This window comes from Natrinema soli (assembly GCF_028618695.1).
Genome location: NZ_JAQIVI010000069.1, coordinates 1 through 3,552, shown reverse-complemented (window position 1 = coordinate 3,552; position 3,552 = coordinate 1). Strand labels below are relative to the sequence as shown.

Here is a 3,552-nt window from a genome sequence, read left to right as displayed (position 1 = left end):
GCGGTGACGCCCGGCTCGACGGCGTCGATCGCGGCTCGCTGTGCCTCCCTGACGGTGTCGTGGACGCGCTCGTACTCCGCTGGCGGCTCGCCGACCACGATCGTTCGGGTCTGATCGCCCGGATACCGGCCGGTTCCCGACTCGAGATCGGCCGCGACGAAGGCACCGAAATCGAGGACGACGGGATCTCCCGATTCGATCTCGCGCGAGCCGCCGTGGTGGTGCGGGCGAGCCCCGTTCGGGCCGCTCGCGACGATCGTCTCGAAGGCCGGTTCCTCCCCGCCTTCCGCGGCGAGCAGTCGGTCGATCTCGCCGGCCAGTTCGGCTTCGGTCGTCCCGAGCAGCTCGTCCCCTCGCTCGCGAATCTCGAGCGAAACGCGATCCGCGAGTTCGCCGGCCCGGCGGAGCGCCGCGAGTTCGACGTCGTCCTTGCGGATCCGCAACGGTTCGAGGACGGTACTCGCGAGCCCGAACTCGGCGTCGGGGAGCAGTTCTCGAAGCTCCTGCGCGAACGTCGCCCACAGCCGGTCGTCGACGAGTACGGTCGCCGGGTCGGGGCCGCCCAGCGAACAGGCTTCCAAAACGGTCTCGACGGACTCGAGTGGGTCGTCGGAATCGGTCCAGAGTTGCAGTTGCAGGTTCTCGATCGGCAGATCGGAGCATTCGGCCTCGTACATCGCCGGGGCGACGAGCGCGGGATCGCCGCGCGCGGGAACGAACAGCAATAGGTGTCGTTCGGACGGCGATTCCGCGAATCCGGTCAGGTAGGTCAGGTTCGGGCTCGGGAAACAGACCGTCAGGTCGGCTCCCGCCGCCGCGAGGCGTTCCTGACAGGCTGCGATTCGTTTTTCGAACGATGATTTCATGGGAGAGGATTGGCTCGAGCGAGAAATCAACGTTTGGTTGCCGAAACGGGAGTGGGAGAGGGCGGTATGCACGCCGGAGATCGGAGTCCTGATCGTGGCTCGAGGAGTCGGACGCGGCGAAACCGATGGTCCGACGGACCACCACCGTATCAGCGTCCGTCGATCGAAGTGACCATCGCTGGACGGTGTGAATGGTGCAGTGGATCTTGCTGGGAATGAGCGAGAGAAAGCGTCCTGCTATCGTGGCAACAGGGAATCGCCACGCCCTCCCCAGCCGATTCACTCGTTCACTGGCTCACGGCCTTCGGCCGTTCGCCTTTCCGCGGCGCTTTGCGCCGCGCTTCCGATCTCTCGCTCATCCCTCGCGCAGTATCGCCGGCCGCCCTCACTGTGCTCACGGTTCCCTGCGGTCACCGCTCGCTTTCCGAGGCGCTGAGCGCCTCGCGACGCTCGGTCGGCCGCCAGCGCGCGCCACCGCACGTCGGTTGACTGGTTTGGTGCGATACGGTTGACTGGTCTGGTGCGATACAGTGGTTCCCATTATTACGCACCGCCTGCTCGTCGCAGAGTCGAATCAGTCCGGAACGATCCATTGTCGGACCATAACGGCCTCGCTGACGGTAGCGCGTCAGTGCCGATCGGCGACTGTCTCCTCGAGCGGATAGTCGGCCGAACGCGAGTAGTAGCGGGAACCTATTAGCCTCCCTGCGGTCGCAGGCCACGAAGCAACCAGTCGGGGCGCTCTGTTATTTCAGCGAATGCGAGTTACCGAGCGGTTGTCGTCGATGGCTGTGCATAGTCGACAGCTTCGGGCCGACGGCCGCGGACGAGCGGACGCAACGTCCGGCGACGACGGCCCCACCTGTCCCGGTTCGCTGATCGTCGTTTCGAACCGGCAACCGTATCGTCACGAGTACGAAGACGAGCCGACCGCGGAACGGGCGGCCGATCCCGCGGACACCGACGGGAGCCCGCCAGCGGGAACGAACGGCGGGGAGCAGACGGGAACACAGTGGCCCATCACGGTCGACGAACCGACCGGTGGGCTGACCGCCGGCCTCGATCCCGTGGTTCAGGGGACCGACGGAACCTGGATCGCCTGGGGCGACGGCGACGCCGACTTCGCAGTCACGGACGAGCGGAACTGCGTTGCCGTCCCGCCGGACGAGGAGGCGTACACGCTCCGACGGCTCGAGCTATCCGACGAGGCGGTCGAGTCCTACTACTACGGGTTCAGTAATCGCGTGCTCTGGCCGCTCTGCCACGGCTTTCCCGACCTGATCGAGGATCGAGCAAACGATTTCGAGTGGTATCGGACGGTCAACGAACAGTTCGCCGACGCGGTCGGCGAGCACGCGGCCGACGACTCGGTGATCTGGCTGCAGGACTACCACCTCGCGCTTGCGCCGCGGATGATCCGGAAATCGGTCCCCAAGGGCGCGACAGTCTCCCACTTCTGGCACATCCCGTGGCCGACGCCGGAAACCTTCCGGCACTGTCCGGCGGGCGGCCACGTCCTCGAGGGGCTGCTCGGGAACGATCTGCTGGGATTCCACGTCGAGCGCTACGCCGATCAGTTCCTGCAGTGCGTCGATCGGTTCCTGCCGAGTGCGTCCGTCGACTTCGCTCGTCGAACGATCCGGTACGACGGTCGGACGACCCGCGTCGTCGCGACGCCGATGGGCGTCGACGCCGAATCGTACGACCGGGACGCACGATCGGCCGATCTGGACCGCCTCTCCGACCTGTTCGAGGAGTACGGGATCCCGGAGGGGACCACGATCGGACTGGGGCTCGACCGCCTCGACTACAGCAAGGGGATTCCGGAACGGCTGGCGGCGCTCGAGCGGTTCTTCGAGCGGAACCCGGACTGGCGCGGCGAGTTCACGTTCATTCAGAAAGCGACGCCCTCCCGTACCGATATCGAGACCTACGAACGGTACGGCGAACTCGTCCGCAGCGAGGTCCAGCGGATCAATCGACGCTTCGAAACCGCCGACTGGCGGCCGATCGTCTACACGGAGGACGTGCTGCCCCGCGAGGATATCTGTGCGCTCTATCGACACGCGGACGTGATGGTCGTGAGTCCGCTGGTCGACGGGATGAATCTGGTCGCACAGGAGTACGTCGCCGCGAGCGTCGACGGCGACTCCGCGTTACTGCTGAGCGACCGGACCGGAGCCCACGAGCGGCTCGGTTCGCACGCGCTGACGATCGATCCGACCGATACTGACGGCTTCGCGTCCCAGGTCGAGCACGCGCTCTCGCTGTCCCCCTACGAACGCCAACGGCGAATGAACACGCTTCGTCAGCGCGTCTTCGACGGAGACATCGAGTCGTGGATGGACACGCAGTTCGACTGGATTCGACGCGTCCACGACGATTCCCGGACGACCGAACCACGGTCCGAACGCGATTCGGACTCCCGCGAACCCACGCCGCCAATATAGTCGATGACGAAGACCGAGTCACCCCCGCGGCCGATAGACGAGCAACTGCCCCGGATTCGCGAGACGCTCGAGCGGGCCGACGGGCTACTCGTCTGTCTGGATTTCGACGGGACGCTCGCGCCGATCGTCGAGGATCCGGACGCCGCGGTCCCGACCGAGCGGAGTCGGAACGCGGTGGCGACGCTCGCGAAAACGCCGTCAGTGACGACGGCGGTCGTCAGCGGCCGCGCCCTGAC

The 3,552-nt window shown here is 66.2% G+C and carries 3 protein-coding genes; 2 read left to right on the top strand and 1 reads right to left on the bottom strand.

Annotation, left to right across the window (positions count from 1 at the left end):
- Positions 1-866: M24 family metallopeptidase (locus PGX04_RS04215; protein WP_273737363.1), on the bottom strand; the 866-nt coding region annotated here is incomplete at its 3' end.
- A gap of 758 nt (positions 867-1,624) precedes the next feature.
- Here PGX04_RS04215 and PGX04_RS04210 point away from each other — a divergent pair.
- Positions 1,625-3,316, top strand: a complete 1,692-nt coding sequence (locus tag PGX04_RS04210; protein ID WP_273737362.1) for an alpha,alpha-trehalose-phosphate synthase (UDP-forming) — start codon at positions 1,625-1,627, stop codon at positions 3,314-3,316.
- Positions 3,317-3,319: 3 nt separating this feature from the next.
- A partial coding sequence (locus PGX04_RS04205; protein WP_273737361.1) for a trehalose-phosphatase occupies positions 3,320-3,552 on the top strand: 233 nt, incomplete at its 3' end.